The sequence below is a fragment of the Sphingosinicella terrae genome (assembly GCF_003347635.1).
In the GTDB taxonomy this organism is placed as follows: Bacteria; Pseudomonadota; Alphaproteobacteria; order Sphingomonadales; family Sphingomonadaceae; genus Allosphingosinicella; species Allosphingosinicella terrae.
Map to the genome: position 1 here is coordinate 25,894 of NZ_QDFY01000007.1, position 24,433 is coordinate 50,326.

Below are 24,433 nucleotides of genomic sequence, written 5' to 3' on the forward strand. Positions count from 1 at the left end.
CGATCGCCGGTTGACCGGCGGCTGCCCGTTTGTAGGCAGCCGAAGCGCCTCCGCGGTTCATCGAAAAGACGGGCGTCGCGCTTGCCTGTGCGCCAGGGTTCGGGCAGCGTCCGCCGCATTTCCAGAACGCTTCAGCCGGAGAAATTCCTTCATGATCCGCAGCCTCGCCCTTGCCTCGCTCCTGCTCGCCTCGACCGCCGCCCTCGCCCAGCGGGGCGGCAGCAGCGAGCAGCCGAAGTGGGACGTCAACGCGCCGCCGGGCGCGCGGCTGAGGCAGGTGCCGATCCGGGTCGACGAGGGCACCTGGATGAACGTCGACGTCAGCCCGGACGGGCGGACGATCGCCTTCGACCTGCTCGGCGACATCTACACCATGCCGATCGAGGGCGGCCGACCGCGTCGAATCACGTCGGGCCTCGCCTGGGACATGCAGCCCCGATTCTCGCCCGACGGCCGGCTGATCGCCTTCACCTCGGACCGCGGCGGCGGCGACAATATCTGGGTGATGGATGCCGACGGATCGTCGCCCCGGGCGATCACCGAGGAGACGTTCGAGCTGCTCAACAACCCGACCTGGAGCCCGGACGGCCGCTACATCGCGGCGCGCAAGCATTTCACCACCCAGCGCTCGCTCGGCACCGGCGAGATCTGGCTCTACCATGCCAGCGGCACCGGCAACGGCGTGCCGCTCGTCCAGCGGCCCAACCCGCAGCACCAGAAGGAGCTGGGCGAGCCGGCCTTCTCGGCCGACGGCGGCGCCATCTTCTTCAGCCGCAACACGACGCCCGGCCCGATCTTCGAATATGCCCAGGATTCGAACCAGCAGGTCTTCGCGATCGAGCGCTACGACATGGCGACGGGCGAGCGCGACCAGATTGCCGGCGGTCCCGGCGGCGCCGTCCGGCCGACTCCGTCGCCGGACGGCAACTGGCTGGCCTATGTCCACCGGGTCGGCGGCCGCAGCCGCCTGTTCGTCAAGGATCTGCGATCGGGCGAGGAGCGGCAGGTCTATGCCGATCTCGACCAGGACCTGCAGGAGACCTGGGCCGTCCATGGAGTCTATCCGGTGATGGACTGGACGCCCGACAGCCGCTCCATCGTCTTCTGGTCCGGCGGCAAGATCCGCCGGATCAATGCCGACGGCACCGGCATGGCCGAGATCCCCTTCGCCGTCGACGACACCCGTGCCGTCATCGATCCGCCGCTTCCCCAGGTCGACGTGGCGCCGGAGACGTTCACCACCCGGATGCCGCGCTTCGCCTCGCTGTCGCCGGACGGCAGCCGGATCGTGTTCGAGACGCTCGGCCGGCTCTACATCCGCGACGCGGGCGGCAATGCCGCGGCGAGGCCGCTGACGGCCGCGGACGGCGACTTCCAGCTCTTCCCGTCCTGGTCGCGGGACGGCAGCCGGATCGTCTTCGTCTCGTGGAACGACCAGCGGCTCGGCGAAATCCGCACGGTCGCCGCCGACGGCAGCGACATGCGCACGGTGACGCAGCAGCCCGGCCATTACCGCCGCCCGCATTTCTCGCCGGACGGCGGCACGATCGTCTATGAATCGGGGGCGAGCGGTGGGCTGACCGCGCCCGAATGGTCGGCCAATACCGGCATCTACCGCGTTCCCGCCGCCGGCGGCGCCTCGACCCGGGTGCTCGGCGAGGGCGGCAACCCGCATTTCGGCGCCGCGTCCGACCGGATCTTCCTCGAGGTCAGCGACGAGCAGAAGCTCAAGCTGATCAGCGTCGATCTCAGCGGCGGAAACCGGCGCGATCATGCCCAGGGCGATCTCGTCACCGGCTACGAAGTGTCGCCCGACGGGCGCAGCCTCGCCTTCCGCGAGAATTACAACCTGTTCGTGACGCCGTTCTTCGCCGGCGCGGCGACGCTCAACGTCGGCGCGCGCGGCAACCAGATGCCGATCACGCGGGTGACCAATGGCGGCGGCACCTATCCCTCCTGGAGCAGCGGCGGCGCCCAGCTCGCCTGGAGCCTGGGGCCCAATCTCTACCGCGCCCAGACCGCGGATCTGCTGCGCACGGCGCCGGGCGGCGATTACACGCCGCCCACCGCCGGAACGTCGCTCGCCGTGTCGGCGCGTGCCGACGTGCCGCAGGGGCGAGTGGCGCTGGTCGGCGCCCGCATCGTCACGATGGCGCAGGAGGATGGCGGGGTCATCGACGACGGCGTGCTGCTCATCGAAGGCAACCGCATCCGGGCGGTGGGCCGCCGCGGGGAAGTCCAGATCCCGCCCGACGCCCAGCAGGTCGACCTTGCCGGCAAGACGATCATTCCGGGGCTGATCGACGGCCACGCCCATGGCGCCCAGGGCGAGGACGACATCATCCCGCAGCAGAACTGGTCGGCGCTGTCCCATCTGGCGCTGGGCGTGACCACCGTCCACGACCCGTCGAGCACGTCGAGCGAGATCTTCCCGGCGGCCGAGATGCAGCGGGCCGGCATCATCCTTGCGCCGCGCACTTTCTCCTCGGGCGAGATCGTCTACGGCGCCCGCTCGCCGGGCCGCTACGCCCAAATCGATTCCTACGAGGACGCGCTCAACCACGTCCGCCGGCTCGAGGCGGAGGGCGCGCACTCGATCAAGAACTACAACCAGCCGCGCCGCAACCAGCGCCAGCAGGTCGCCGCCGCCGCCCGCGCCGAGAACATCCTCGTCGTGCCGGAGGGCGGATCGCTCTTCTCGATGGACATGACCCTCATCCAGGACGGCAATTCGACCCTCGAGCACAATGTCCCGCAGGCGCGGCTCTACGAGGACGTGCTGAGCCTGTGGTCGCAGACCCGGACCGGCTACAATCCGACCCTGGTGGTGACCTATGGCGGCCTCGCCGGCGATCCCTATTGGGCGCAGGAGACCCAGGTCTGGAACCACCCGCTGCTGACCCGCCACACGCCGCCGAACGAGCTTGCCAGCCGGGTGAGGGCGGTGACCGCTCCCGACGAACAGTTCGCCGACCAATATAGCGCGCGCGAATCCGATCGCCTCGCCGCGCGCGGGGTGCGCATCTCCATCGGCGGCCACGGCCAGCAGCCCGGCCTCGCCGCCCATTGGGAAATGTGGTCGCACGTCCGCGGCGGCGCCACGCCGGTCGAGGCGCTGCGCTACGGCACCGTCGAAGCGGCCGAGATGTACGGCTTTCGCGATCTCGGCACCCTCGAGGAAGGCAAGCTTGCCGACCTCGTCATTCTCGATGCCGATCCGACCCAGGACATCCGCAACAGCGAGCGCATCTCGCGGGTGATGCTGAACGGGCGGCTCTACGAGGCCGCGACGCTCAACGAGGTCGTTACCGGAAATCGCCAGCGCCAGCCTTATTATTGGGAGGATTGAGCGGACAGGCGGCTCCGGCGCTGCGCGATGCGCATGTCCAGCTACGGGAATCTGCTCACAAGCGCGATAGGGTTTCGGTAACCGCTGTCAGCCATACTCCTCCGACTGGGAGGGCGAGGCCATGGATTTCCAAGCGGGGGGATTCGAAGCGGCAAGCGAAGTGAGCGCCTATTCGGCGCCTGCGGAGCGGCGATCGGAGCCGCGGCACGAAGGGCTGGCGGAGGCGGCGATGCTGTCCTTTCGCGGCGAGACCCTGCGGGTGCCGGTGATCAACATTTCAAGCCGCGGGACGTTGATCGAGAGCGACATCGCGCCGCGTCTGGGCGAGAGCGTCGTTATCCGTTTCGACGGCTGCAGTCCGATGCACGCCTTCGTCCGCTGGTGGCGCGACGGCCGCATCGGCCTCAATTTCGGCGGCGAGATCATCCTCGGTTGAGCCCCCCCGGGCTCAACCTCCGATGCGCGGGGCGCATCGGACGGACGATCTCATCCTCGGTTGAACTCCCCGGGGACGCTCGGCGCTCTGGCTTCTTGATCGCATCCGATTGCCGGTCCATGCCTTCGCAAACGGCCGGAGCCCCGATTTCATGCGTCTTTCGAAACTTCTCGCCGCCAGCCTGCTCGCCTCGGCGGCGAGCCTTCCCGTCGATTTCCTCTCAGCACAGGATCCCGCGCCCGCCGGGCAGCCGCAGGAGCGAACCGGTCTCTCCGACCTCGAATCGACGGTGAACCAGCTGCTGGAAGAGGAGAATGATCCGGCGTCTGCGGATGACCGGAATACCGGCCAGCCGGACTCCCCGGAGGCCGGATCGACACCGGCCGAGGACGAAACGCAGCCGGAATCCCCGCCCGAAGCGCCCGAAAGCCAGCCTGCGGCGGAGCCGGCGACCGCGCCCCCGCTGGAAGAGCCGGCGGCCGCTCCCGCCGCGGACGCCTCGCCTCAGACGCCGCCCCGCCCGGCGCCGCCGCTGACGCGGGCCGAACGCGCCGAGGTGGACCGGATCGCCGAGCGGGGCCGCCTGCTCATCGCCATCGCCCGCGCCGGCATCCTCGCCACCCAGGACATGCTGACGCGCGTCTCCGATCCCGACGCGGCCGGCATCGCCGGCTGGATCGCCGAGCCCGAGGGCAATGCCGTCACCGTCACTTTCTACGCCGAAGGCGAAGCCGGCCCGGCCGCCGTCTATCGGGCGACGGTGCTCGGGCCGCGCGTCGTGTCGCGCGAAACCCACATCACCGGCGAGCGGCCGCCGCTGACCCCGCTACAGGCGCGCATGGCCGCGGCGCGGGCGGCCACCGAGGCGCTCGACAACGAGGCCTGCACCCCCCAGCCGTTCAACGTCCTCGTCGTTCCGCCGGCGGCCGCCGATGGTCCGATCGACGTCTATCAGACGTCGGCCCCCGCGCAGCGCGGCGTGTTCCCGCTCGGCGGGCATTTCCGCTCGACCGTGGCGGCCGACGGCAGCATCGCGGATTCACGCCGCTTCGCCAACAGCTGCGTCGACATCGAGGCGTCCGTGCCCGCCGCTGGAGAGCAGCCGCGCCCGATCGGCGTCACCCACCTCCTCGATCCGATGCCGACCGAGATGCACGTCTTCCTTTCCCAGTTGATGGGCAGGCCCATTCTGGTCGCGACCGGCGAACCGTCGCGCATCTGGCTGGTCACCGGCGAGCGGATCGTCGAGGTGCGGGAGTAGACGAGGAGTCGGTTGGCGTAGAAGCCGGGTGATCGCCCCACCAACAGGGGCAATCCTTCGTCGCGCCGATAAGTTCTCGCGCGCCGGCGAAAAGTAAATCTAGGTGAACGTCCGGGCGGGTAGGCCGCGCTACGCAGGCGATCGGACCTATGCACGGATCGGCGACTTCCTCTTCACGATCGTTCGACGCCTTCGCCAGGCTGCCAAGGCAGCATCGCGCGGCTTTCGAAAAGCTCGCACGCCGGCACTTGCGCGAGCTGGCGCCCCGCCGCGATCTGACACGCGAGGGCGACAGGCCATCCGCCATCCGGCTCATCCTCGACGGCTGGGCCTGCCGGTACAAGCAACTCCCGGACGGCCGCCGGCAGATCGTCCATATCCTCCTTCCCGGCGACTTCTGCGACGCCTGTCACTTCGTCGCGGAACGGATCGATCATTCGGTCGGCGCGATCACGCGGCTCGCCTACGCCGAGATACCGGCGGCCGAGATCGAGACGCTGATCACGCAAGGTTCGGAGCTGCTCAGGACCTTCTGGCGCAACGAGATGATCGAGGCGGCGATCGCGCGCGAATGGACGGCTAATGTCGGCCAACGCACCGCCTATGAGCGGCTCGCCCACCTGTTCTGCGAGACCTTCCTGCGCCTGGCCGCCATCGGCCTGGCCGAGGATGCCAGCTGCGAATGGCCGCTCACCCAGAACGATCTCGCCGACGCCACCGGCCTCACCGCCGTTCACGTCAACCGGACGCTGCAGGAACTGCGCCGGGAAGGGCTGATCGAGCTGCGCGGCCGCCGCCTGGCGCTGCCGGATCCTGCCCGGCTGCGCCAGGTCGCGGAGTTCAGTCCTCTCTATCTCCACCTCCCGGCCGAGACCCAGCACTTGCTCGCCTTCCGCTGACCGCATGCGCGGTCGGCGAGGATCGGGCCGCTCATTTGCCACCTGGGGCGCGAGGCCCTATCGAGCGAGCGAAGCCAGGACCGACGCCTGAAGCCTCTCCCGCCCGAGGTTGAGTCATGATCGACACTCACCTGATGAAGCTGCGTGCCCGCGACCGGGTCTCCGAAGAAGAGGAGCGGGCGATCCGCGGCGCCGTCTCGGAAGTTCGGGAATTTGCGGCCGACAAGACGATCATCCGGGCGGGCGAGGATCTGACGGTGAGCCTGCTGCTCGTCGACGGGATCCTGTGTCGCTACAAGGATCTCAGCGACGGACAGCGCCAGATCACCGAGCTGCACGTGTCCGGCGACTTCGCCGACCTCCACAGCTTCACGCTCAAGCGGCTCGACCACAATGTCATGACGATGTCGCGGTGCCGGATCGCGATCGTTCCGCACGAGCGCCTGAAGGCAATCACCGAGCAGCACCCCCATCTCACCCGGCTCTATTGGTTCACCACCAATCTCGACGCGGCGATCCACCGCGAATGGGAGGTGTCGCTCGGCCGGCGCCCGTCGCTCGCCCGGATCGCGCACCTGTTCTGCGAGCTGCAGGCCAGGCTCGGTCTTGTCGGGCTCGTGAACGGCGACGGCTACGATCTGCCGCTCACCCAGACGGAGATCGCGGAATGCATGGGCCTGACGCCGGTCCACGTGAACCGGACGCTGAGGGAGCTGCGCGAGCGCGGGCTGCTCGAATTCCGGTCGGGCCGGGTCTCTATCCCCGACCTCGCCGCGCTGGCGCGGGTGGCGGAGTTCGATCCGGCCTATCTCTACCTGGAGCCGCGGGCGCGCTGACGATTGCGGGCTTTTCGCAGCCCGATCATGCGCTTGGTCTAAAAAGGCTTGCGCTTGAGCGGCGGGTTGCGGACTCGGGGGGCGGGGACGCAGATGAATGACGCGGCCGGCGCGCCGGCCGTGATGGAGGGCAATTCTCACATGAAGACATCTCGACATGCGCTGGCCGCGGCGCTGCTGCTGGCCGGCGCGGCGCCGATCTTCGCGCAGGCCGACACCGAGGCGGCGACGGTCCAGGCCGCCGGCAAGGCCCATTACGGAAATTGGGGCGTCGACCTCGACGGCCGCGACCTGGCGGTCAAGGCGGGCGACGACTTCTATCGCCATGCCAGCAACAGCTGGTTCCGCAACAACCCGATCCCGGCCGACCGGAACAGCTACAGCCTGTGGACCGTGCTCGATCAGGAGATCGAGCGGCAGGTGAGGGCGATCGTCGAGGGCGGCGGCAGCGATCCGGTGGCGCGGCAGGTCGGCGATTTCTACGCCAGCTGGATGGACGAGGCGGCGATCGAAGCGCGCGGCCTCTCGGCGGCGCAGCCCCACCTTGATCGCATTGCGGCGGTGACCGACCGCGCCGGCCTGCTTCGTCTGTTCGCCACGCCCGGATTCCCGGTGCCGATCGGCGTCGGCATCCTTCCCGACCCGGCCGACCCGACCCGCTACACGGCCTCGGTCGAGCAGGCCGGCCTCGGCATGCCCAATCGCGATTATTATCTTCGCGAGGGCGAGCAATATGATCGCTACCGCGCCGCCTATCGCGACTATGTCGTGTCGCTCCACCGGCTGGCCGGCCTGAGCGAGCCCGAAGCGCGGGCCGACGCGATCATCGCCCTCGAGCGGCGCATCGCCGAGGCGCATTGGACGCCGGAGCGCAGCCGCGACATCCAGCAGATCTACAACCCGATGAACCGCGCGCAGCTGATCGCGCTGGCCCCGCAATTCGGTTGGAACGAGACGCTGCCGCAGCTCGGGCTCGGCGAGCTGCCGACGATCGTCGCCGGCGAGACCACGGCGATCGCGGCCATCGGCGAGATGCTCGACACGGTGTCGCTCGACACCTGGAAGGCGTGGATGACCTTCCATTTCCTGAGCGACAATGCCGCCTTCCTGCCTCGCGCCTTCGACCAGGCCAATTTCGACTTCTACCAGCGCACCTTGCGCGGGGTCGAGCGCCAGCGCGAGCGGTGGCAGCGCGGCATCGGCCTGCTGAACGGCATGATGGGCGAGGCGGTCGGCCGCCTCTATGTCGAGCGCCACTTCCCCGCCGAGAGCCGGCGCCAGATGAACGAGCTGATCGCCAACCTGCGCGGCGCCTTCGCCGACCGGCTGGAGCGGCTCGACTGGATGGATGCGGAGACCCGCGCCCAGGCGCTGGCGAAGCTGGAGACGTTCGAGCCGCGCATCGGCCATCCGGAGCGCTTCATCGACTATTCGCCGGTCCAGGTGGCCCGCGGCGACCTGCTCGGCAACGTGCTTCGCGCCCGCGACTTCCAGTGGAACCTGCAGGTTTCACGACTCGGCGGGCCGGTGGATCGCGGGCTCTGGAACATGAACCCGCAGACGATCAACGCCTCCTACAATCCGCTGCTCAATCAGATCACCTTCCCGGCCGGCATCCTGCAGCCGCCCTTCTTCGATCCCAATGCCGATCCGGCGGTCAATTATGGCGCGATCGGCGCCGTCATCGGCCACGAGATCGGCCACGGATTCGACGATCAGGGCCGGCAGTTCGACGCCACCGGGCGGATCCGCGATTGGTGGACGGCGACTGCCGCCGAGCGCTTCCGGGAGCGCGCGTCCCGGCTCGGGGGCCAATATTCGGGCTACGAGCCGCTGCCGGGCCTCACCGTCAACGGCGACCTGACCATGGGCGAGAATATCGGCGATCTCGGCGGGCTCGAAATGGCCTATGCCGCCTATCGCCGCCACGTCGCCCAGCATGGCGAGCCACCGGTGGTCGACGGCCTGACCGGCGACCAGCGCTTCTTCCTCGCCTTCGCCCAGGTCTGGCGCAGCCACCTGCGCGATGGAACGCTGCGCGAGCGCGTGCTGACCGATCCGCACAGCCCGCCCGAATATCGGGTGAACGGCGTCGTGCGGAACATGGACGCCTGGTACCGGGCCTTCAATGTCCAGCCCGGCGACCGGCTCTATCTTCCGCCGGAGCAGCGCGTGAAGATCTGGTAGGATGAAGAGGCGCGGGGCCGGAGGGATCCGGCCCCGCGCTCATTCCGGCCGCTCGGCGAGCAGCACGGAGAGGACCCAGCCGTCCTCGCCGTCGCCGCTCGAGGCATCGTCGAGATACCAGCGCCCCGACTGCCGGACGAAGGCGAAGCGGACCTCGTCAGGCGCCTCCCAGTTGCGAAACCGCGCGACGATCGTGCGCCGATCGGCCCCCTCCTCGATGACGTCGAGCTCGACCCGGTCGACGCGCCAGTCCTGCGAATTGGTCCACCAGTCGAAGTCGAGCGAGCCGATCAGGTCATCGTGCCGTGCCGTCCACGCCATATAGGCATCGAAGAGCGCGCGAAGCCCGTCGCTATAGGCGAATTCCGGATCCGCCGGCGGTGCCTCGGGATTGCGGCGGTAGGCATCATATTGCGCGGCGACGAAGGCGCGCGGATCGTCGACGCCGCGTTGCGCCTGGACGGGGGCCGCGCCAGGCTGCGTCGCCGCCGCCTGGGCGGGGGCCAGGGCCGCCGCGATGAGCCACAAGAACCGCATCTTTCCGCTTGGTCCCCCTCGAGAATTGCCTCCCTTAGGCGTCGCAATCGGCCTGCGGCAAGCGGCGGGCTCGGGCTTTCGGCGGGGAGACGCAAAGCTGTGGGGCGCTGGAGACCGTTTCGGAAGCGACCGCCACCGGTACATCCGACGTCGGCCCTTGATCCCGCCGCCGCGCCGGTGAAGATGGAGCCCTCAACAGGGGAAACATGCATGCGTCTCGCCTTCGCCCTCGCCGCCGCGTCGCTTGCCGCGGCCTGCACGCCCGCGTCTCAGGAAGCGGCGCCGGAACCCTCCGCACGCTACACCTTCTGGCGTCCGGCGCCAGTCGAGGGGGCCACCGAGCCTTCGGAGGTGATCGCGCGCTCGACCGCCGCCGACTGGCGCGCGGTCGCGCCCGACAATCTGCTGGTCATGGAGCTTGCCGACGGCAAGCGGGTCGTGATCGAGCTCGCGCCCGATTTCGCGCCGGTCCACGTCGCCAATGTCCGCGCCTTCGCTCGGGCCGGCTGGTGGAACGATGCCGCCATCTATCGCGTCCAGGACAATTATGTCGCCCAATGGGGCAATGGCGACGCCGAGGTCGCCTTGCCGCAGGGCGTCGTTCGGACGCCGCCGCCCGAATATGAGCGCGATCTCGCCGGCCTGCCGATCAGGCCGCTCGGCTATCCCGACAGCTACGCGCCGATGGTCGGTCATGCCGGCGGCTGGCCGGTCGCCTGGGATCCCGAGAGCGGCAAGGCGTGGCTCACCCATTGCTACGCATCGGTCGGCGTCGGCCGCAACCTCGCGCCCGATACCGGGACGGGCGGCGAGCTCTATGCCGTGATCGGCCATGCGCCGCGCCATCTCGATCGCAACATCGCCACGATCGGCCGAGTGATCGAAGGGATGGAGCATCTCGCGGCGCGGCCGCGCGGTTCGGGCGATCTCGGCTTCTATGCGGCCGAGCGGGGCGAGACTCCGGTCGCGATCCGATCGGTGCGGCTGGCGAGCGACCTTCCCGAGGCAGCGCGCCCGCGATACGAGGCGATGCGCACCGAGAGCGCGGCCTTTTCCGCCTATGTCACCGGACGCGCCAACCGGGGCGGCAGCTTCTTCAACCGGCCCGCCGGCGGCGTCGACCTGTGCAACGTCAACGTTCCGGTCCGCCGCGCCCAGGGCTGAGCGTCAGCGCAGGGTCATCCGATCGTCTTCGATCTCGAGCCGTTCGAGGCGCGAAAGGAAGCTCTGGCCGAGAAGCGAAACGGGCAGGTCCTCGGCGACGACCGCGTCGACGCTGGTACCGGCGAGCGGCCCGAGCTCGAGACGATCGATGGTGATCGGGCTCACCTCGATCGCTCCGCCGGCGCCCCTCGCGCGCAGCCGCGCAATGCCGGCAACGATGCCCGCCCGCTGCGCATCCTCCGGCGTCAGCGCGACGAGGCTGGCGCCGGTGTCGACGATGAAGCGGACCGGCGCCCCATTCACGCGCGCCTGCACATAGAAATGACCGTCGCCGTCGCGCTCGAGACTGTGAGCCTCCCCCGCTTTGGTCAGCCGGGGCGGCTCGCCGGTCCCGTCGTCGACATCGGCGCGAGCGGGCGCGAGCGGCGGCGCCTGCGGCGCGGGAAGGCGAGGCGCGATCACGAGCACCGCGGCCAGCAGCAGCGCTCCGCCCAGGAGATAACCGCCCGAGGACATGGCGGCATCCTAGCCGACCGTCCACCAAGCCCCGGTTAACGAGGCCCGAAAAGGAGGCGGCCGCCTCTCCTGGACTGGTTGCACTTCAAGCGCAGGCGGGGCGGAGACCAGCCGCATGGCGGCGGGCCCTTCCTCGATATCTAGGCAGCGTAAGCGTGGCTTTCGGAAAAGGGAAAGCGGCGCACCGTCCGGATGATTTGACCACCCGCGATCAGGGGAGCGCTCTCCAGCGGCAAGGCCGTGCCGCAAAAGGCGCATTCCGCCATGATCCGGCCGATATACCAGTGAGTGCGTCCGCAACCCGGGCAATAATTGGTCTCATGGTCGCGATACACGATATGGTAGCCGCGCTGAGCTACGGGAGGGACCAGGCTTCCGCCACGGGCCTCGAGCACATTCGTCGCCATACTCCGGCTCCTTCCACAATCAACTTGCGGTGCCCAACGCAGGGGCGGAACGAGAAGTTTCATGGCGCGCAGGTGAACGAGCGGCAGGCGCCGCCGCTTTTCCCTTGGTCCACATGCGCGCAAGCCATGCAAATCCGCGGCGTTGAGCCGTTTTCGGCATGCGACGAGGCGCGGCGGAAGCAGTCGACGGAAATGCGACGAACGGAGTCCGCCAGGGCATATGGCTCAGATCGGGACACCGGGACGGAGGGCCGCAAGGGAACCACGCCGCCCGCTGGGATTTGAGCGGCCCATGAGCGCAGACCGCCATCCGGAATTAGGAAATTGAGGCGCAGGCGGGCCGATCTTCGGCTCCTGCTCGCGGGAGCGCTCGGGCTCCTCGTCCTGCTCGTGCTTTCGGCGACATTGGTCGGCCGAGAGGCACGGGAAAGCCCGGCACCGACGGCCGTCCTGAACGAGATCGGGGAACGCAATCGCGAGGCCGCGATCGATGCCGCTGCGCGTTTCAAGGAGGAGGCGGCGGCCGCGACCCGGGCTGCGGAGCTGGCGGCAGAGACCAATCGAGCCGATCCGACCCAGCTCTCCGCGACTTCGGAGGCGGCCGGACGCTGACTAGACGGCACGCCTGTCTCAGTGGCGCTGGATACGGTCCTTCAGGCTCGATCCGCCCTCCTCTTCCTCGATCTCGCCTGGGACGAGCCACCGGATCCCTCCCGGCACCGCCTCGTCCTGAAGCGCCTGATTGGCGGCGACCGCATCGCGCAGAGCGGCGTCCCGGGAATCGCGCCAGCGTCCGGTGAGGACCGGTGTGCGGTAGCGGTAGCGGACCATCGCCGTTCCTCCACCTGCACAGTCTCCGCCCGACGCCATTCATGTCGCTCTGCGCACCACTTTGTTGCGGGCCCGAACGGAGCGAGGATTGCGGCGCGTGACGCAACCCGAATCAGGGTGGCGCGTTTGCCATATTCGACCGGGAAGCCTAAGGAGGAGGTGTTCCGGTCGTGTTCGACCATCCTTGGCGCCCTCGCGGCTTTTCCTCCCTACGCCGCCTCCTGCCGCCGACCTAGAAGCGAGAACCGCATGTCGACCCATCACGAATTCTATATCGAGCGTGCTGCCGCAGCCCGACGCGACGCATCGGAGGCTACCCTGGCCAATGTCCGCGATCGCTGCCTGCGCGCCGCCGCCGCCTGGGACGAGATGGCGTCCCGCGCCGCCCGGACCGAGCGGATGAGGGCCGAGACCGAAGCGAAGAAGGCGCTCGAGGCGCAGGCGCAGGCGCATCCGGCGCCGGCCACCGCCTAGACGCTGTCCGGACGAACGGCGTCGCCGTGACCGAGCCGATTTCGGGGCGGGTCTGGAGCGAGGGAAGGAGCGATGCCGAGGCAACGCGAACCGACGTGCGACGCTGATCCAGGCTGAATGCGGCGCGCTGATAGGCGTCGTTTGCTTGCGCGGCAATTCCCAGCCCGTTTAACTCGCCCGCAGGCGGCCGCGCGTACTTCGACAGGCGGTGCCGGGCCGGTTCCGTCCCCCGCTGGAACCGGATCGGCTGCCGAGCGCTTGGACGGGATGCTCTTCTTCGCCGCCCCGGCCGTCGACCCTTCCGGTCTGATCCTCACCACCGCCGAGGCGAGGCGCGAGCGGGCCCGGCGCCGCGCCGCCGCGCGTCAGGCGCGCGAAATTCTAAGCCGCCTGGTTCGACATCCGCGACCGAAGAACCGCCGCTGAGCGGGCCGACCGCCGGCGGTCCTTGCTCGTTTCGCCCGCAGCGGCCGGCGCCTCCGCGTCGACGACGGCTCACTGATCCGCTTTCCCCCCCGCGTCGGCCTTGCTAGGGGCCAATCAACCGGGGCGGCTGCCGCTCCCCGTCGTTCACCTCGCTCCAGCGGAAGGAAGCGCCATGACATCCGTCGGCCAGGACAGCCTCAACACTCGCAGCACCTTCACCGTCGGCACCAAGTCCTACGCTTATTATTCGCTCGCCAAGGCCGGCGAGCAACTCGGTGACGTCTCGCGCCTGCCCTTCTCGATGAAGGTGCTGCTCGAGAATCTGCTCCGTTTCGAGGATGGCGTGACCGTCACCCGCGATGACATCCAGGCCCTCGTCGACTGGCAGAAGGATCGCCGGTCCGATCGCGAGATCCAGTACCGGCCGGCGCGCGTGCTCATGCAGGATTTCACCGGCGTGCCCGCGGTGGTCGATCTCGCCGCGATGCGCGACGCCATGGCGAAGCTCGGCGGCGATCCGCAGCGCATCAACCCGCTGGTTCCCGTCCACCTCGTCATCGATCACAGCGTCATGGTCGACGCGTTCGGCACGCCGACGGCGTTCGAAGAGAATGTGGCGCTCGAATATGAGCGCAATTCCGAGCGCTACCAGTTCCTGAAATGGGGGCAGAGCGCCTTCAACAATTTCGAGGTCGTGCCGCCGGGCACGGGCATCTGCCATCAGGTGAACCTCGAATATATCGCCCGCGGCATCTGGTCCTCCGCCGCACCGGACGGGAACGAGGTCGCCTATCCCGATACTCTGGTCGGCACCGATTCCCACACCACGATGGTGAACGGTCTCGGCGTGCTCGGCTGGGGCGTCGGCGGCATCGAGGCCGAGGCGGCGATGCTCGGCCAGCCGGTATCGATGCTGATCCCGGAAGTGGTCGGTTTCCGCCTCACCGGCGGGCTCAAGGAAGGGATCACCGCCACCGACCTGGTGCTGACCGTCACCCAGATGCTGCGCAAGCATGGCGTCGTCGGCCGCTTCGTCGAATTCTACGGTCCCGGCGTCTCGGCACTGAGCGTCGCGGACCGGGCGACCATCGCCAATATGGCGCCGGAATATGGAGCGACCTGCGGCTTTTTCGGGATCGATCGCAAGACGCTCGACTATATGCGTCTCACCGGCCGCTCCGACGAGCAGATCGCGCTCACCGAGGCCTATTGCCGCGCCCAGGGTCTCTGGCTCGAAGCGGACGCGGCGGAACCGGTCTTCACCGAGACCCTCGCGCTCGACATGGCGACCGTCGAGCCCAGTCTTGCCGGGCCGAAGCGTCCGCAGGACAAGGTGCTGCTGAGCCGCGTCGACGACGAATTCATCGGCAATTTCACCAGTGAGTTCGGGCAGGATATCGGCACGCTCAACCGCCGCTGCCCGGTCGACGTCGACAATGACGGCAAGCTCGAGGGGGCGGAGACGCTCGGCAATGGCGACGTGGTCATCGCCGCGATCACCAGTTGCACCAACACCTCGAATCCGGCGGTCCTGGTCGCGGCCGGCCTCGTCGCCCGCAAGGCGCGCGAGAAAGGCCTTCAGCGCAAGCCGTGGGTGAAGACCAGCCTGGCCCCGGGATCGCAGGTGGTGACGGACTATCTCGTCCGTTCAGGGCTGCAGGAGGATCTCGACGCGCTCGGCTTCAATCTCGCCGGCTATGGCTGCACCACCTGCATCGGCAATTCCGGCCCGCTGCCGGAGCCGATCAGCAAGGCGATCCACAAGAACGACCTCGTCGCCGCCTCGGTGCTGTCGGGCAACCGCAACTTCGAGGGACGCGTCAGTCCCGACGTGCGCGCCAACTATCTCGCCTCGCCGCCTCTGGTGGTCGCCTATGCGCTCAAGGGGACGGTGATCGAGGACATGGTCGAGTGCCCGATCGGCACCGGCAAGGACGGCGAGGACGTCTATCTCAAGGACATCTGGCCGTCGAACGACGAGATCCGGCGCCTCATCGACACCTATGTCCATGGCGAGATGTTCCGCGAGCGCTACGCCAACGTCTATGCCGGCGACGACCGCTGGCGGTCGATCGAGGTGGTCGGCGGCGACACCTATGGCTGGCCGGCCGGATCGACCTACATCGCCAACCCGCCTTATTTCGAAGGCATGTCGATGACCCCGACGGCTCCGGGGGACGTCGTCGGTGCGCGGCCGCTCGCCATCCTCGGCGACAGCATCACCACCGACCACATCAGCCCGGCCGGTGCGATCAAGCTCGACAGCCCCGGCGGCAAGTATCTGACCGAGCACCAGGTCTCCCGCGCCGACTTCAACAGCTACGGCGCCCGGCGAGGCAATCACGAGGTGATGATGCGTGGCACGTTCGCCAACATCCGCATCAAGAACAAGATGGTGCCGGGCGTCGAAGGCGGCATCACCCGTCATGTCCCGACCGGCGAGCAGATGCCGATCTACGATGCAGCGATGCGTTACAAGGCGGCAGGGACGCCGCTGGTCGTCATCGCCGGCAAGGAATATGGCACCGGTTCGTCGCGCGACTGGGCGGCCAAGGGCACCAACCTGCTCGGCGTGCGCGCCGTCATCGCCGAGACCTACGAGCGCATCCACCGGTCCAATCTGGTCGGCATGGGCGTGCTCCCGCTTCAGTTCATCGGCGAGGTGCCGGCGTTCGACGGCAGCGAGACCTTCACCATCACCGGCGTTGCCGACGTCAAGCCGCGCCAGGAGATCGTCGTCGAGGTGACCAATGCCGACGGCTCCACGCGCGGCTTCCCGGCGCGGGTGCGCATCGATACCGCCAACGAGCTGGAATATTTCCGGCATGGCGGCATCCTGCATTACGTCCTGCGGTCGCTGGCCAAGGGCGGCGCCCCGGCCTGAGCGGGCGGTGCCGGCCCGCCGCAGGCAGGAGGAAGAGGTAGAGTGACGGTCCGGCTGATCGACCTCAGCCACGTGATCGAGCACGGCATGGCCACCTATAAGGGGCTGCCGGGGCCGCATATCTGCGACTATTGGACGCGCGAGCATTCGGCCGGCTTCTACGAGGACGGGTCAACGTTCCAGATCGGCCGGATCGACCTGGTCGCCAATACCGGCACCTATGTGGACGCGCCCTTCCATCGCTATGCCGACGGGGCGGACCTGGCGGCCCTTCCGCTCGAATCGCTGGTGGGCCTGCCGGGGCTGGTCGTGCGTCACAGCGGGCCTGAGATCGACGTCCTCGCCTTCGAGGGGCTCGACGTCGCCGGCAAGGCGGTGCTGGTCCATACCGGCTGGGACCGGCACTGGCGCAGCGACGCCTATTTCGAAGGCCATCCGTTCCTGACCGCGGCCGCGGCGCAGGCGCTGGTCGAGCGCGGCGCCAGGCTGGTCGGCATAGACAGCCACAATATCGACGACACGCGCCGGCGGACGCGCCCGGTCCACTCGATCCTGCTCGGCGCCGGAATCCTCATCTGCGAGCATATGACCAATCTCGCGGCGCTGCCGGCTTCGGGCTTCCTGTTCACCGCCTCGCCGCCGAGGATCGCGGGCATGGGCACCTTTCCGGTGCGCGCCTTCGCCGCCGTCCCGGCCTGATTCAGGCGCGCCGGCGCCGGAACGGGTAGAGGAACTGGGCGAGATAGCCCGACGGCACCGCCTCCGGCACGCCATAGGCTTCGGGCCAGCGCCCCGGCGGCAGATGGTAGGTGCCGAACAGGCGGTCGAGCAGCGGGAAATGGATGGCGAAATTCTTGTCCACCGCCTCCGCTTCCAGGCCGTGATGCCAATGATGGAAGCGCGGCGTGGCAATGATCGTCCCCAGCCGGTCGAAATTGCCGCGGACATTGGCGTGGAGCAGCGAGGAGTAGACGTAGACGATGCCCACATAGATCTGCAGGGCCACCGGCGAGAAGCCGAGGGTGATCATCGGGACCGCCGTCAACCCGCGCAGCAGCCCGATCTCGATGAAGTGCATGCGCGACCCGGCCAGCCAGTCCATTGACTTGGCGCTGTGATGGACCGCGTGGAATCCCCACAGGAAGGGGAAGCGGTGGAAGGCGCGGTGGATCCAATATTGGGCGAGATCGCTCAGCACCATCACCTCGATCACCTGGAGCGCCAGCGGCTGGCCGGCGACCGCGGCCCGGGCCAAAGCGAAGCCGCTGGTCTGATCGAGGATGAAGGTCGAGGGCGCGAAGGTGAGGAAGGTGATCGCCTGGACCAGCATCGAGCTCACCAGGAAGTAGAACAGGTCCTCGCGCCACTCGACCCGGAACAGCCTTTGCTCCTCGCGATGCGGCGCCACGCGCTCGAGCGGGGCGAACATCAGCCCGGTCAGGACCATGTTGAGCACGAAGAAATCGAGGCCGAAGAAGATGCCCCAGCTCTCCACTTCCCGGGCGGTGGCGTTCGACCCGCCGAGCAAGGCGGCGCCGAGCGCGAAGGCGAGCGCAGTGAAGCCGAGCGCCTTGCGCCGCCGCAGCAACAGGCTGACGATGGCCAGCGCATAGGCGCCCAGGATGAAGGCATGGACGACGGGCCGGAAGGCGGGACTCTCCCGCAGGGATTCGAGCTCCGGGCTGCCCAGCCAATCCGGATAGCGCAGCACCAGCACCATGCCGAGGCCGGACAGAGCGAGGACGAGGCCGAAGAAGCCGGCATACCAGCCGCTGCCGAAGCGCCGCAGCGCTACCGGGGCCTCCAGCTCACGAAGCAGCGAGTCGCTCGGTCCTGCCATGCACCCTTCCCCCGGCAATCCTGCCCGAAGCTATGACGGAAGCGAGGAGATGACAATCGGCCGCCTGCGCGGGCGGCGAGAAGCTGAACGGCGGCCGACTCGTTCATTCAGTGCTGCGCCAGTTTCGGGGGCGTAACCATTGAGAATCGAAGGAGACCGCTTATGCTCCGTCCCATTCTCTTCCTGTCGATCGCCGTCGCTTCCGCTCAGGTCGAGGCGGCCGCACCGGTCAATCCGCAGATCGACTATGCGACCTTTCGGCACCTCACCGCCGAGGTCGAGCCCTACCGCCAGGAACGGCTGATCGACTGGGAAGCGTTCGTGGTCGCCGCCGGCGAGCCCGGCGTGCTGATCCTCGATGCGCGGTCCGAGCGCCAATTCGCTGCGGGCCATATCGACGGCGCCGTCAACCTGCCGCTGCCCGAGTTCAGCGTCGAACGGCTGGCCGAGGTGATAGGCGAGGTGAACCGGCCGATCCTGATCTACTGCAACAACAATTTCGACGACGATCGGCCGCCGGTGATGCTGAAGTCCGGGCCGGTCGCGCTCAACATCCCGACCTTCATCCATCTCTACGCTTACGGCTATCGCAACATCCGCGAGCTCGGCGAGGTGGTCGATCTCGATGACCCGCGCATTCCCTGGGTGACCGATACCGGCGGCTCCCGGCCGTCGCGGGCGGACCGCCCCGAGCCTGCCGCCGCGCGCGGCGCTCGCAACCGCTGAGGGAGAAAGACGATGCGATTGTTCGCCCTCGCGCTGATCGTCGGCGTGACGGGCGTCGCGTCCGCGGCGCCGCCGACGAACCCGCAAATCGATTATCCGGGCTTTCGCCGGCTCGCCGCCGATGTCGAGAGCCTGCGGGCGCAGCGGCTGATCCGGTGGGACGAATTCACCGCGGCCGCTGCCGATCCCGACGTCCTCATCCTCGATGCGCGTTCCGCCGAATCCTTCGCCGCCGGCCATATCGACGGCGCCGTCAACCTGCCGCTGCCCGACTTCACGGCGGAGAGCCTGGCGCGCGTCGTCGGCCGGCGCGATCGGCCCATCCTGATCTACTGCAACAACAATTTCCGCAACGACGTGGCGCCGGTCCGGGTCAAGGCGCTCCAGCTCGCGCTCAACATCCAGACCTTCATCAATCTCGTCGGCTACGGCTATGCGAACGTCAGCGAACTCGGCGAGGTGGTGGACTTCGACGATCCGCGAATTCCGTGGGTCAGGGACGATCGAGAGCCCCGGCGCAGCGCCGGCTGATAGTCGGAATCTAATCGGCCGGAGACAGCGCCGCGGCCAGCCAGTCCGGAACGATGGCGCCGTCGAGATCGTCCACCCGCCGGTGCTCCACGGCGAGGCCGAGCTCGGGATAGTGGATCCGGGTGCGCGGCCCCGGCCCATCGGTCGGAACGACGACGAGCCGGCGATTGACCTTCTGGCGATAGTTCATGCGGGCGGTATTTTCCTGCCCGACATAGCAGCCCTTGGCGAAGCTGACGCCGTTCAGCTCGGCGGCATTGCATTCCAGCCAGAGCGTCTTGTCCTGTCCGAGCTCGGCCAGTCCCTCGGCGACGCCGAGCCCCAGCCGGTGCCTGAGCCACTCCGCTTCCGCGCCTGCCCCGCCCGAAGGCGGTGCAAGCCAGCGGCGGCCGAGCGCCGGCAGCCGCGGGTCGGCGGGACCGTCGCCGTCGAGTGCCCATTGGACCTCCAGCGCCGGCTCGGCGGCGATCGCGATCGGCCGGCGCAGCCGGTAGAGGCTGAGGCGCCTCGCCAGGGCCTCGGCCGCGGCCGCCTCGCAATCGACGAGGATGTCGTCGCCGTCGCTCCACAGGATGAAGTCGAACAAGGCCTTTCCCTGCGGCGACAGCAGCCCAGCCCAGATCGGCCGGTCGGGCGCCAGGACGGCGACGTCGTTGGTGACCAGGCCCTGGAGGAAGCCGGGGACATCCTCCCCGGAAAGTCGGATGAGGGCGCGGTCGACAAGGGTGGTGGCGGGCATGGGGTTCAGTTAGGAGCCGCGCGGGACAAAGGGAAGGACATGGGCGAAGCGACGCGGATCGAGATCAGGCGGCCCGACGACTGGCACGTCCATCTGCGCGACGGCGAAATGCTGCGCGCGGTGGCATCCTACACGGCGCGCCAGTTCGCGCGGGCGATCGTCATGCCGAACCTGGTACCGCCGGTGACGACCGCCGGGGCCGCCGAAGCCTATCGGCAGCGGGTCCTCGACGCCCTGCCGGAGGGAAGCGGCTTCGTGCCGCTGATGACCTGCTACCTCACCGATCATGCCGATCCCGACGAGCTCGCGCGCGGCCACGAAGCCGGCCTGTTCACCGCCGCCAAGCTCTACCCGGCGCACGCCACCACCAATTCCGCCTTCGGCGTCACCGATCTCGCCACGATCCGGCCGGCGCTCGAGCGGATGCAGCGCATCGGCATGCCCCTCCTCGTCCACGGCGAGGTCACCGATCGCGACATCGACATCTTCGACCGCGAGGCGGTCTATATCGACCGCATCCTCACCGGGCTGGTGCGGGACTTTCCGGAGCTCCGGATCGTGCTGGAACATATCACCACGGCCGAGGCGGCGGCGTTCGTGGAGAGCGCAGGGCCGACGGTCGCCGCCACCGTGACGCCGCATCACATGGCGCTCAACCGCAACGCCCTGTTCGAGGGAGGCCTGCGGCCGCACGCTTATTGCCTGCCGGTGGTCAAACGCGAGCGGCATCGCCAGGCCGTCCGCAAGGCGGCGGTGTCGGGCTCGGCCAAGTTCTTCCTCGGCACCGACAGCGCCCCCCATGCGGTCGAGCGCAAGGAGGCGGATTGCGGCTGCGCCGGCATCTTCAACGCACCCTACGCGATCGAAAGCTATGCAACCGCCTTCGAGGAGGAGGGAGCGCTCGACCGGCTCGAGGCCTTCGCGTCCGAGAACGGACCGCTCTTCTACGGCCTTCCGCGCAACGAGGAGCGGATCGTGCTGGAGCGGGTGCCGATCGAGGTCGAGACGAGCCTGCCGGCGGCGGGATCGGCCCTGGTGCCGTTCCATGCCGGCGAGACGCTGCCCTGGCGGCTGGTGCAGGCGTAGGCGCCGGCCACGGGAACGCGAATCGTGGATCCCGGATCAAGTCCGGGATGACCGACTTACAGGTCGGTCAGAACGGAACCCAGCGGTTGCGCTCGGAAAAGCGCATGTAGCCGGCATTGACGCCGAGCCGAAGGCCGACGCCGAGCCGGATCGGGATCAGCACGACGTCGCCGCGCCGCAGATATTGGGCGGTGAAGCCGCCGACGAAATAGGCATTGCCCTCCGCGCCCGGATAGCGGCGGAACAGTTCCTGGCTGTCATGGAGATTGTAGACGAGGACGAACACCTTGTTGGCATCGGCGCCGACGTCGAAGCCGAGCGAAGGCCCGGTCCAGTAGACGACGCGATCACCTTCGATCTGGTGGCGCATCGTGCCCGATCCGTAGCGGACCCCGAAGACGAGCGCGCCGCCGGCCTCCTGGCCCGAAATATAGGCGGTGGGCTCGCCCTGGTCGCGCAGGATGTTCTCGAGGATGCCGCCAAGGCCCTCGGCGCCGCGGCCGAACAGGTCCTCGGCGGCCGTGAACACGTCCTCGCGCGGGATCGTGGACCCCGGCGCGGCCTGCACGGTCTGCGTCGGCTGGCTATAGGATTCGGCCGGCACCGTCTCGTTCGCCTGCGGTTCCGGGATCGTCCATTCCGGCTCCGAGGAAGGCGCCGGATCGCCCTGCCAATCCTGATAGGCGTCGTCGCTCGTCTCCGTCGCCGGCTCCTGGCCATAGCCCGATTGTTCGTAGGCGTCGTTGGGATCGACGGTCTGGACCTGGGCCAGTGCCGGCGCCGCCAGCGCGAGCGCGGCGACCGCTGCGAAATTCGCGAATGATTTCAACATGACAATTCCCCACACGCTCGGACGGGATCATATCCCATCCGGCGCTTTCGCTTCAATGAACGGGCGGCGACACGAGTCGATCGTGCGCCGGGCCGAGCCGGGCAGCGTGCCGATCGGAAGCTGGCGATCCGCCACGGCAGGTAACCGTTAACCACATTATAGAGGCCGGAAGCGGTGACCGGCGCGGACATGACGGAAGAATATCCCCGACGGCTCCACCCCATGAGCGAGGAGCCGGTCGGCGCGTCATCCAGGCTGAAAGCTGGCGGAGACGGAGGGATTCGAACCCTCGGTAGGAGTAATCCCCCTACGGCGGTTTAGCAAACCGCTGGTTTCAGCCACTCACCCACGTCTCCGGAGGGCCCCAAGGCTCACGGCCTATATAGGCGGGATTTCAAAGGTTCAACTGGAGCCTGCGGGTAAAATGCCGAAGCACGGCCGACAGCGGGAAGGGCGCCTGCAGGAAGGCTTTGGCAAGGCCCGCCGCGGTTGCTAGGCGTCGGTTCATGCTGAGCCTGCCCTTCATCCGCGAGAACGCCGACACCGTCCGCCGCGCCATATCCGAGAAGGGCGTCGCGCTCGATCTCGACGCCCTGCTCGCGCTCGATGCCGAGGTCCGCGAGATCAAGACGCGGACAGACGAGCTGCGGCGCCAGCGCAATGCGATCAGCGACGGCTTCAAGAGCGCCACGGCGGAAGAGCGCCCGGCGCTGGGCCAGAAGGCGAAGGCGATCGGCGCCGAGATCAATGCGAGCGATGCCGCGCTGGGCGAGAAGCAGGCCGCGCTCGACGCCCTGCTCCTTCGCGTGCCCAACATTCCCTGGGAGGGGGCGCCGGTCGGGCCGGACGAGAGCGCCAATGTCGTCGTCCGTCAGGAAGGGACGGTGCCGACCTTCGATTTCGAGCCGCTCGACCATGTCGCTCTGATCGAGCGCAACGACTGGGCCGATCTCGGCCGCATCACCCAGGTGTCCGGATCGCGCACTTATTGTCTCAAGGGCAGGCTCGCCCTGCTCGAGCAGGCGCTGATGCTGTGGGCGCAAAGGCGCCTCGCCGACGACGGCTTCACGCTGATGACGGTGCCGGCGCTGGCGCGGCCGCAGGCGTTCGTCGCCACCGGCCATTTTCCGGGGCACGAGGAAGAAGCCTATCACATGCCCGCCGACGATCTCTATCTCGCCGGCACGGGCGAGATCGCGCTGACCAGCCTCCATTCCGGGGAGATCGTCGAGGCGGAGACGCTGCCCATCCTCTATGCCGGCTATTCGCCCTGCTTCCGACGGGAGGCGGGCAGCGCCGGCCGCGACGTGCGCGGGCTGCTGCGGGTCCACCAATTCTACAAGCTCGAGCAATATGTGATCTGCCGCGACGATCCCGCGGAGAGCGCGCGCTGGCACGCCCGCCTGCTCGCCAATGCGGAGGCCATGCTCGAGGCGCTGGAGATACCCTATCAGGTGATCGAGGCGTCGACCGGCGACATGGGCAACGGCAAGTTCCGGATGAACGACATCGAGAGCTGGGTGCCGTCGCTCGGCAAGTATCGCGAGACGCACAGCTGCTCGACCCTGCACGACTGGCAGGCGCGGCGGGCTAATCTCAGGTGGCGCGACGAGGAGCGCAAGGTCCGCTTCGCCCACACGCTCAACAATACGGCGCTGGCCAGTCCGCGCATCCTCGTTCCGCTGCTCGAGAACCATCAGACCGCGGACGGCCGCGTCCTGCTGCCCGAGCCGCTGCGCGAGCTGATGGGCGGTGGCGAGTATCTCTGACGCCGCGGACCATCGGCGTCCCCCCGCGTGGATGCTGATCCGCGAGGGGATCGCCCTGCTGTCCCGCTTCCATCGCAGCTTCGGCCGGCTGGAGGCGCGCGGCCCCGCCGATGGCGAGCCGCTGATGGTGATCCCAGGCTTCCTCGCCACCGACCGCACGACCTTGGGCCTTCAGCGGGCGCTCGCCGCGGCCGGCTATCGCGTCGCCGGCTGGGGTCTCGGCCTCAACCGCGGCGTCCGCGAAGACACGCTCGACCGCATCGCGGAGCGTCTCGAACGGTTCGGGCGCGGACGGCCCGTCATCCTGGTCGGATGGAGCCTGGGCGGCGTCTATGCGCGCGAGGCCGCCAAGCGGCGGCCGGATCTCGTCGCCGGAGTGGTGACCCTCGGCTCGCCCTTCTCCGGCGACCGCCGCCGCAACAATGCCTGGCGGCTCTACGAGCTGGTCGCGGGACACCCGGTCGACGCCCCGCCGGTCGAGACGGTGCTGGAGGAGAAGCCGCCGGTGCCGACCCTGGCCCTTTGGTCGCGGCGGGACGGAGTCGTCTGCGCCGCCTCGGCCCGCGGCGCGCCCGGCGAGCGGGATCATGCGGTCGAGCTCAGCTGCACCCATATGGGCTTCGCGGTCAGCCGCTCGGCCTATCCGCCGATCGTCGAGGCGATCCGGGCTTTCAAGGTGACGTCACGACCCTGACTTGGACGG

The 24,433-nt window shown here is 68.6% G+C and carries 23 protein-coding genes and 1 tRNA gene; 16 read left to right on the forward strand and 8 right to left on the reverse strand.

Translation table 11 applies throughout. The features are described 5' to 3' along the window. Window positions 1-151 precede the first annotated feature (151 nt). From DDE10_RS14580 to DDE10_RS14605, 6 genes are all read left to right on the forward strand, one after another. The gene (locus tag DDE10_RS14580) at window positions 152-3,349 is read left to right on the forward strand and encodes an amidohydrolase family protein (RefSeq protein ID WP_114953527.1); all 3,198 of its coding nucleotides are present in this window, start codon (window positions 152-154) and stop codon (window positions 3,347-3,349) included. A 121-nt stretch (window positions 3,350-3,470) separates the two neighbouring features. Next, a complete protein-coding gene (locus DDE10_RS14585; protein WP_114953528.1) occupies window positions 3,471-3,785 on the forward strand; it encodes a PilZ domain-containing protein in 315 nt (104 codons plus the stop codon). A gap of 151 nt (window positions 3,786-3,936) precedes the next feature. Then, window positions 3,937-5,046 (forward strand): hypothetical protein, encoded by a 1,110-nt coding sequence (locus DDE10_RS14590; protein ID WP_162806635.1) that lies wholly within the window; start codon window positions 3,937-3,939, stop codon window positions 5,044-5,046. Between the two features lie 149 nt (window positions 5,047-5,195). Continuing rightward, entirely contained in the window at window positions 5,196-5,945 is a 750-nt protein-coding gene (locus DDE10_RS14595) for a Crp/Fnr family transcriptional regulator (RefSeq protein ID WP_114953530.1), read from the forward strand. 116 nt (window positions 5,946-6,061) lie between these two features. Next, a complete protein-coding gene (locus DDE10_RS14600; protein ID WP_114953531.1) occupies window positions 6,062-6,781 on the forward strand; it encodes a Crp/Fnr family transcriptional regulator in 720 nt (239 codons plus the stop codon). 141 nt (window positions 6,782-6,922) lie between these two features. Beyond that, window positions 6,923-8,968 (forward strand): M13 family metallopeptidase, encoded by a 2,046-nt coding sequence (locus DDE10_RS14605; protein WP_114953695.1) that lies wholly within the window; start codon window positions 6,923-6,925, stop codon window positions 8,966-8,968. Between the two features lie 39 nt (window positions 8,969-9,007). Here DDE10_RS14605 and DDE10_RS14610 read toward each other — a convergent pair whose 3' ends face one another. Then, window positions 9,008-9,505: a hypothetical protein gene (locus DDE10_RS14610; protein WP_114953532.1), complete on the reverse strand. Its 498-nt coding sequence runs from the start codon at window positions 9,503-9,505 to the stop codon at window positions 9,008-9,010. Between the two features lie 210 nt (window positions 9,506-9,715). On the opposite strand from DDE10_RS14610, the gene DDE10_RS14615 reads away from it, so the two are divergent. Beyond that, complete coding sequence (locus DDE10_RS14615; RefSeq protein WP_114953533.1) at window positions 9,716-10,669, forward strand: peptidylprolyl isomerase; 954 nt, start codon at window positions 9,716-9,718, stop codon at window positions 10,667-10,669. 3 nt (window positions 10,670-10,672) lie between these two features. On the opposite strand, the gene DDE10_RS14620 is transcribed toward DDE10_RS14615, so the two are convergent. Both DDE10_RS14620 and DDE10_RS14625 read right to left on the reverse strand, forming a co-directional pair. Beyond that, complete coding sequence (locus DDE10_RS14620) at window positions 10,673-11,185, reverse strand: retropepsin-like aspartic protease family protein (RefSeq protein WP_114953534.1); 513 nt, start codon at window positions 11,183-11,185, stop codon at window positions 10,673-10,675. A 140-nt stretch (window positions 11,186-11,325) separates the two neighbouring features. After that, the gene (locus DDE10_RS14625) at window positions 11,326-11,592 is read right to left on the reverse strand and encodes a hypothetical protein (protein WP_284734676.1); all 267 of its coding nucleotides are present in this window, start codon (window positions 11,590-11,592) and stop codon (window positions 11,326-11,328) included. Between the two features lie 324 nt (window positions 11,593-11,916). Here DDE10_RS14625 and DDE10_RS14630 point away from each other — a divergent pair, with 324 nt between their 5' ends. Beyond that, the gene (locus DDE10_RS14630) at window positions 11,917-12,204 is read left to right on the forward strand and encodes a hypothetical protein (protein ID WP_114953535.1); all 288 of its coding nucleotides are present in this window, start codon (window positions 11,917-11,919) and stop codon (window positions 12,202-12,204) included. Between the two features lie 18 nt (window positions 12,205-12,222). On the opposite strand, the gene DDE10_RS14635 is transcribed toward DDE10_RS14630, so the two are convergent. Continuing rightward, complete coding sequence (locus DDE10_RS14635) at window positions 12,223-12,423, reverse strand: hypothetical protein (protein WP_114953536.1); 201 nt, start codon at window positions 12,421-12,423, stop codon at window positions 12,223-12,225. A gap of 249 nt (window positions 12,424-12,672) precedes the next feature. Between DDE10_RS14635 and DDE10_RS14640 the strand changes: the two genes are divergently transcribed. From DDE10_RS14640 to DDE10_RS14650, 3 genes are all read left to right on the forward strand, one after another. Then, complete coding sequence (locus DDE10_RS14640) at window positions 12,673-12,897, forward strand: hypothetical protein (protein ID WP_114953537.1); 225 nt, start codon at window positions 12,673-12,675, stop codon at window positions 12,895-12,897. A 598-nt stretch (window positions 12,898-13,495) separates the two neighbouring features. Then, complete coding sequence (gene acnA / locus DDE10_RS14645) at window positions 13,496-16,207, forward strand: aconitate hydratase AcnA (protein ID WP_114953538.1); 2,712 nt, start codon at window positions 13,496-13,498, stop codon at window positions 16,205-16,207. A 42-nt stretch (window positions 16,208-16,249) separates the two neighbouring features. Beyond that, window positions 16,250-16,906 carry a cyclase family protein gene (locus DDE10_RS14650; RefSeq protein WP_284734677.1) on the forward strand — a complete coding sequence of 219 codons (657 nt, stop codon included), beginning with the start codon at window positions 16,250-16,252 and terminating at the stop codon, window positions 16,904-16,906. A 1-nt stretch (window position 16,907) separates the two neighbouring features. Here the strand turns inward: DDE10_RS14650 and DDE10_RS14655 are convergent, their stop codons facing one another. Further along, window positions 16,908-18,047 (reverse strand): sterol desaturase family protein, encoded by a 1,140-nt coding sequence (locus DDE10_RS14655; protein ID WP_114953539.1) that lies wholly within the window; start codon window positions 18,045-18,047, stop codon window positions 16,908-16,910. Between the two features lie 162 nt (window positions 18,048-18,209). On the opposite strand from DDE10_RS14655, the gene DDE10_RS14660 reads away from it, so the two are divergent. Continuing rightward, the gene (locus tag DDE10_RS14660) at window positions 18,210-18,773 is read left to right on the forward strand and encodes a rhodanese-like domain-containing protein (protein ID WP_114953540.1); all 564 of its coding nucleotides are present in this window, start codon (window positions 18,210-18,212) and stop codon (window positions 18,771-18,773) included. Between the two features lie 12 nt (window positions 18,774-18,785). After that, a complete protein-coding gene (locus DDE10_RS14665; RefSeq protein ID WP_114953541.1) occupies window positions 18,786-19,304 on the forward strand; it encodes a rhodanese-like domain-containing protein in 519 nt (172 codons plus the stop codon). Between the two features lie 10 nt (window positions 19,305-19,314). On the opposite strand, the gene ygfZ is transcribed toward DDE10_RS14665, so the two are convergent. After that, window positions 19,315-20,043, reverse strand: coding sequence for a CAF17-like 4Fe-4S cluster assembly/insertion protein YgfZ (ygfZ, locus tag DDE10_RS14670; protein ID WP_114953542.1), 729 nt, complete (start codon window positions 20,041-20,043; stop codon window positions 19,315-19,317). A gap of 39 nt (window positions 20,044-20,082) precedes the next feature. Here ygfZ and pyrC point away from each other — a divergent pair, with 39 nt between their 5' ends. After that, window positions 20,083-21,129, forward strand: coding sequence for a dihydroorotase (gene pyrC / locus DDE10_RS14675; protein ID WP_114953543.1), 1,047 nt, complete (start codon window positions 20,083-20,085; stop codon window positions 21,127-21,129). Between the two features lie 67 nt (window positions 21,130-21,196). Here pyrC and DDE10_RS14680 read toward each other — a convergent pair whose 3' ends face one another. Together DDE10_RS14680 and DDE10_RS14685 are read right to left on the reverse strand one after the other, a co-directional pair. Further along, complete coding sequence (locus tag DDE10_RS14680; RefSeq protein WP_114953544.1) at window positions 21,197-21,961, reverse strand: DUF1134 domain-containing protein; 765 nt, start codon at window positions 21,959-21,961, stop codon at window positions 21,197-21,199. Window positions 21,962-22,224: 263 nt separating this feature from the next. Beyond that, a tRNA-Ser gene (locus DDE10_RS14685) sits at window positions 22,225-22,317 on the reverse strand. 150 nt (window positions 22,318-22,467) lie between these two features. On the opposite strand from DDE10_RS14685, the gene serS reads away from it, so the two are divergent. Both serS and DDE10_RS14695 read left to right on the forward strand, forming a co-directional pair. After that, window positions 22,468-23,730, forward strand: a complete 1,263-nt coding sequence (serS, locus tag DDE10_RS14690; RefSeq protein ID WP_114953545.1) for a serine--tRNA ligase — start codon at window positions 22,468-22,470, stop codon at window positions 23,728-23,730. 31 nt (window positions 23,731-23,761) lie between these two features. Beyond that, entirely contained in the window at window positions 23,762-24,424 is a 663-nt protein-coding gene (locus DDE10_RS14695; RefSeq protein ID WP_114953546.1) for an alpha/beta fold hydrolase, read from the forward strand. Window positions 24,425-24,433: the final 9 nt, after the last annotated feature.